Annotated in this window: 4 protein-coding genes; 2 read left to right on the top strand and 2 right to left on the bottom strand. The window is 66.4% G+C overall.

Features of this window, described 5'->3' with window-relative positions; genetic code table 11:
* Positions 1-295: 295 nt before the first annotated feature.
* Complete coding sequence (locus B551_RS12500; protein WP_052511353.1) at positions 296-1,231, top strand: DUF3047 domain-containing protein; 936 nt, start codon at positions 296-298, stop codon at positions 1,229-1,231.
* A gap of 88 nt (positions 1,232-1,319) precedes the next feature.
* Here B551_RS12500 and B551_RS12495 read toward each other — a convergent pair whose 3' ends face one another.
* Complete coding sequence (locus B551_RS12495) at positions 1,320-2,393, bottom strand: DUF2891 domain-containing protein (RefSeq protein WP_253281347.1); 1,074 nt, start codon at positions 2,391-2,393, stop codon at positions 1,320-1,322.
* Entirely contained in the window at positions 2,390-3,583 is a 1,194-nt protein-coding gene (locus B551_RS12490; RefSeq protein ID WP_006578029.1) for a M20 aminoacylase family protein, read from the bottom strand. Before B551_RS12490 ends, B551_RS12495 begins: the two co-directional genes overlap by 4 nt.
* Before the next feature lie 463 nt (positions 3,584-4,046).
* Between B551_RS12490 and B551_RS12485 the strand changes: the two genes are divergently transcribed.
* The gene (locus tag B551_RS12485) at positions 4,047-5,636 is read left to right on the top strand and encodes an ABC transporter substrate-binding protein (protein WP_006578028.1); all 1,590 of its coding nucleotides are present in this window, start codon (positions 4,047-4,049) and stop codon (positions 5,634-5,636) included.
* The last annotated feature ends 137 nt before the right edge of the window (positions 5,637-5,773 follow it).

Genomic DNA, 5,773 nt, shown 5'->3' with positions numbered 1-5,773 from the left:
GAAAAACGCCCCAGATCCCAACAGGTCTGGGGCGTTTTGCTTTGCGGCAGGCCGAAATAGAACGACATTGTGTGCCCCGGCCCGCAGACGGAATACAACAGATTGGCCGCCAAGGTGAAGTCACCGGTTCCGCGCCCGAACGGGCTCTGCTATGGTGTCGCTCGGCGTTGGCACCCGCCCTGTTTCAGGGCATGGCAGGCCGGCGTCATGTAATCGGAGCCGCGGTCGACCCAGCGCCCGGCGATCGGAAGTTCGGGAGAGAGGGATGGCCGCAAACAGGCCCGGAATCATCGGCATGGACCTGCGCAGGCCCGCGGTTGCAGCCGCAGTTTGTGTGCTGACCGCCGCATTGGCGGCATGTTCGACCTCTTCATCGCCACCGATCGACTCAGCGGCCCGCGCGCCGTCGGCGAAGCCATCGATCAAGATCGCCGCGACCGACTGCCGCGGCTTTCATAAGCGGCTCGCCGCTTCCTCCACCGCCAGAACGCTGCGCACGCAAGCATCGGCCGGCACGGGCGTTGCGGGAGTGTTCCAGAAAGTTGCCGACGGAAGCGAGCAAGAAGACAGCGAACCGACGCCGTTGCCGCATCTTCCATTATTTTCCGCGTCCGATCCCGAGCAATCGCTGCCGGCCGGCTGGCGCAGTTGGACCGTCAACCGCAGCAAGACGCCGACGCAATATGCGCTGGCCGAAGTCGACCAGCGTGTCGTGCTGCATGCCCGCGCCGAGGGGTCGGCGTCGGGGCTCTATGTTCCGCTGACGCCGCGCGATCCCGGCAAGCTGCGTTGGGCCTGGAAGACCCGCGACGTCATCGCCGACGGCGACAACGCCGCCGGGCCGCGCGAAGACGCGCCGCTGCGGGTGTTCGTGGCGTTCGATGGCGACAAGAGCACGCTGTCGCTGAAGGACCATCTGATGGACGAGATGGCGCGGCTGATGACAGGCCGCGAGATGCCTTACGCGACGTTGATGTACATCTGGGGTTCGAAACGCGCGGAAGGGACCGTCATTCCGAATCCCCATACCGAGCGGGTCCGCATGATCGTGGCCGACTCGGGCACGCGTCACGCGAGGCAATGGCGCTGCCATGAGCGAGATCTGCGGGCCGACTATCGCGCCGCCTTCGGCAAGGAGCCGGGCCGCCTGCTGGCGGTCGGCATCATGACGGACACCGATAACACCAAGAGCCAGGCCGAAGCCTGGTATGGCGACATCGCGCTGGATTAGCGGCGGGCAGACCGATACGACGGTCCATCGCCGAAAATCAATCGGCGAAAATTCGATCAGCGAAGACCAACCGGCGAAGAACAGGCGCTCACGCCGCGAGCACGGGATCGGTCAAGGCCAGCGCCGCGAACGAAGCCAGCCAGTGCGTACCGACATAGTCCCCACTGACCGCCTGCGCCAGCGACGCGTCCAGATGATCGGCCCACGCGCCCGCCGCTTTGGTCCGCAACGGTTCCGGCAGCGACGGCCCCAGCAGGCGCCAGCACCAGGCGCGCGACAGGTTCAGTCCATCGAGGTGCACCAGCTTCGGATCGGTGCGATCGGCGACCACCACCGGCGTCAGCCAGGTCGCCAGATCGCTGGGCGCCGGCGCAAACATCTCCCACCATTCGGCGAACGCGCAGTCGTCCAGCACCCTGCGCATCAGCACCGCCTCCATCAGGCCGCCTGACAGGAACTCGTCGCCGCCCGGCTCATAGCGGGCCGGGTAGCGCTGGTCGTGGCCGAACCAGCGATGCGCGCGCCGCGCGATGGCCCGGCGCAGCGCCGGATGGCCCTCGGTGCGCGCATAACCGTCCGCCAACACCAGCGCGAAGGCGCTGTTGGCGTGCGTGCCGGTGCGGATCGGGAAGTCGGCGATATCGAGATAGTCGGTCAGCCGGCCGGCCAGATCGGTCGCCAGCGGCTCGCAGGCCTTCGCCCAGCGCTGGACCTGCTCGTCGGCCCCGGGAAATTCGCGCAACTCCGCCTGCAGCCGCAGGATCCAGGCCCACCCATAGGGACGTTCGAAGGTCGCGCACCCCGGCCGCTGGAAATAGGCAAGTTCGGCCGCGACCGCCTGCGCCTGCCACTGGATATCGAGCGTCGAGCGGATCGCGCCGGCCTCGGGAAGATCGGGCCGCTGCGCCAGCAGCCGGACCAGCAGCCAGTGCATGTGCACGCTGGAGTGCCAGTCATAGCTGCCGAAATAGACCGGATGCAGCGTGCGTGGCTCGGCCAGGTCGCCGGCGCCCATCATCATGTGGTCGACGCGGTAGGGATAGGGCCGCAGGATGTTCTCGAGCGCGACCTGGGCGAAGGCGCTGGCGGTCGCGATATCGAGTGCCGGCAGCGCGGCCCGCCCGGCCGTGCCAGTCACGCCGGCAATGTCCTCGCCGCTCACGCCGGCGCCAGCCACTTCTCGACCAGCTTGACGAAGAACGTCGAGCCGACTGGAAGGATCTCGTCGTTGAAGTCGTAGCTGGGGTTGTGCAGCATGCAGGGCCCGATGCCGTGGCCCGCCTCGCGGTGCCCGCCCTCGCCGTTGCCGATGAACAGATAGCAGCCGGGCCGCTCGAGCAGCATGAAGGAAAAGTCCTCGGCGCCCATCGTCGGTTCGACGTTGGCCTCGACGTTGTCGACGCCGACCAGCTCGCGTGCGACCTCGACCGCGAAGGCCGCTTCGGCGGCGCTGTTGACGGTCGGTGGATAGTTGCGGTCGAAGCTGAATTCGATGGTGCAGTCGAAGGCCGTGGCGACGGCGCGCGCCACCTCTTCCATGCGCCGTTCGATCAGGTCGAGCACCGGCAGCGTGAAGGTGCGCACGGTGCCGCCGATCCATGCCTCGTTGGGCACGATATTGGTGGCGTCGCCGGCGTGGAACTGCGTGACCGAGATCACCGCCGCGTCGATCGGCCGCTTGTTGCGGGTGATGATGCCCTGCAGCGCGCCGACGATCTGGGCCGCGGTGAAGACCGGGTCGTTGCCGTTATGCGGCATCGCGGCATGCGCGCCCTTGCCGCGCACGACGATGCGGAACTCGTTGCTCGACGCCATCAGCGGGCCGGGGCAGGTGCCGAACGAACCGGCCGGCATGCCGGGCCAGTTGTGCATGCCGAACACCGCGTCGCACGGGAAGCGCTCGAACAGGCCGTCGCGAATCATCTCGCGCGCGCCGCCGCCGCCTTCCTCGGCCGGCTGGAAGATCAGATGGACGGTGCCGTCGAAGTTGCGATGCCGCGCCAGGTAGCGGGCGGCGCCGAGCAGCATCGCGGTATGGCCATCGTGTCCGCACGCATGCATCTTGCCCTCGTATTGCGAGCGGTGGCCGAAGGTGTTGGCCTCCTGCAGCGGCAGCGCGTCCATGTCGGCGCGCAGTCCGATGCTGCGCGCGCTGCTGCCGTTGCGGATCACGCCGACCAGGCCGGTCTTGCCCAGGCCCCGATGGACCTCGATGCCCCAGTCGGTCAGCGTGCGCGCAACCACGTCGGCGGTGCGCTGCTCCTCGAATCGCAATTCCGGATGAGCGTGAATATCGCGGCGGATCGAACGGATCTCGTCTTGCGCCTGGAGGATTTCGGGGATCAGGGTCATGGCCGTGGCAGCAGCGGTAAGCGGTGATGAAAACGAGAAGGTAATGACCCGGGGAGAAACACCGGGTCGGCAATACGGAATGGGGAAACCGCAGGGGGTGAAACAACCGGATCATACGACGCCCCGCCGGAATGCGCCAAAACCGGCGCCGAAACCAAGGGTCAACACCAGCGGCCACCATGAAGGGCCAAGGCGCGAGGTTTCCCCCCAGGAGATTTCCCCTATATGCCGCCCAATATACCGCGCGATTTGCCGTCGGCATTCGCCACCGTTGCGCCCGGAGGTGGGTTTCCCCGCATTGCCGCCGGTGCTTCTCTACTGGAACAGTTAATGCTTGCCGTACCGCGTCCGCGAGCCGGGCCCCGCGAGTATCACGACGCCTGCACCAATTTGCGGCGTCGCAGCTTGCGACGGTCACAGGCCGCTCGTTATAGTTGCCCCCACTTTTCGGGAGAATCGCTCGATGCCGCTACGCCACCACCAGAAGGCACTTGCAACCGCCCTGCTCGCCGCAGCCATCAGCTTCGGTGCCGGCGGTCAGGCACTGGCAGCCGATTTCAAGCTGGCCATGAGCTCGCCGCCCACCTCGATGGACCCGCACTTCTACAACCTGTTCTCGAACATCAACGTGTCGGAGCACATCTTCGACAGCCTGATCAAGATGGACGCGGACAGCCGCATCATTCCGGGCCTGGCCGAGTCGTGGAAGCTGGTCAACGAGACCACCTGGGAGTTCAAGATCCGCAAGGGCGTCAAGTTCCATGACGGCTCGCCGCTGACCGCCGAGGACATCCTGTGGTCGCTGGACCGGCCCGCGACGATCCAGAACAGCCCGGGCAAGTTCGACGTCTATACCAAGGCCATCGTCGCCAAGAAGGTCATCGATCCGAACACGATCCAGCTGATCACCGCGCAGCCCTATCCGCTGGTGCTGAACGACCTGACCTCGATCTTCATCGTGCAGAAGAAGGCCACGCAGGGCCTGAACTCCGACGACTTCGCCCAAGGCAAGGGCATGGTCGGCACCGGCCCGTTCAAGTTCGTCAGCTATGCGCGCGACGACCGGGTCGAACTGACGCGCAACCCCGACTACTGGGGTCCGAAGCCGGCGTGGGACAAGGTGACGCTGCGCTTCATTCCGAACCCCGCCACGCGTCTTGCCGCGCTGCTGTCCGGCGACGTGCAGGCGATCGAGAACGTGCCGACGCCGGATCTTCCGCAGGTGCGCAAGAACCCGAAGCTGTCGTTCTTCTCGAAGATCTCGCACCGCGTGATCTACCTGTATTTCGATGCCAAGCGCGACAAGTCGCCGTACGTCACCAGCAAGGACGGCCAGCCGATGGACAAGAACCCGCTGAAGGATGCGCGCGTGCGCAATGCCATCAGCATGGCCATCAATCGCCAGGGCATCAAGGACCGGCTGATGGAGGGGCTGTCCGAGCCGACCAACAACCTGGTGCCGGCGACGCTGTTCGGCCATAACCCGAACCTGAAGACCGTCAAGTACGACCCCGAGGGCGCCAAGAAGCTGCTGGCCGACGCCGGCTACCCGAACGGCTTCGGCGTGACGCTGCATACGCCGAACAACCGCTACGTCAACGACGAGAAGATCGCGCAGACCATCGCGCAGAACCTGACGCGGATCGGCATTGCCACGCGCGTCGAAGGCATGCCGATGGCGACGTACTCGTCCAAGGGCATCAAGCACGAGTGGTCGTTCGGCCTGCTGGGCTGGGGCGCGCAGACCGGCGAGGTCAGCTCGCCGCTGCGCGCGCTGCTGGCGTGCGAGGATGCCAAGAAGGGCTTTGGCACCACGAACTGGGGCGAGTACTGCAATCCGAAGATGGACGCGGTACTGGAGAAGGCGCTGTCGACGGTCGACGACGGCGAGCGCTCGAAGCTGCTGCAGGAGGCGACCGCGATCGCGATCAACGATGGCGGCATCATCCCGATCCATCAACAGGTGACCACCTGGGCCACGCAGAAGGGCATCACCTACGTGCCGCGGACCGACGAACGGACCTACGCGCACAACTTCAAGCCGCAGCAATAACGCGGCAGGGCCGGCGCCAGGCTGTCGACTTGACAGCCGTGCAGTGCGCGGTGCCCAATGGCGCCGCGCGCTCGACCGGACCGCCGGGCCCAAGCGGACCGCCGCGTGCGGCCGGGGCCCCGCGGGCCGTGGGCCCT

Origin of the sequence: Cupriavidus sp. HPC(L), from assembly GCF_000307735.3 — a bacterium.
Taxonomy (GTDB): Bacteria; Pseudomonadota; Gammaproteobacteria; order Burkholderiales; family Burkholderiaceae; genus Cupriavidus.
Note: the sequence above shows the minus strand (reverse complement) of the source record. Positions and strands in the feature narration are given on the sequence as shown.

Excerpts from the sequence above, each read along its gene's own strand:
- B551_RS12500 (WP_052511353.1), top strand. The coding sequence starts at position 296 with ATGGACCTGCGCAGGCCCGCGGTTGCAGCCGCAGTTTGTGTGCTGACC.
- B551_RS12490 (WP_006578029.1), bottom strand. The coding sequence starts at position 3,583 with ATGACCCTGATCCCCGAAATCCTCCAGGCGCAAGACGAGATCCGTTCG.
- B551_RS12485 (WP_006578028.1), top strand. The coding sequence starts at position 4,047 with ATGCCGCTACGCCACCACCAGAAGGCACTTGCAACCGCCCTGCTCGCC.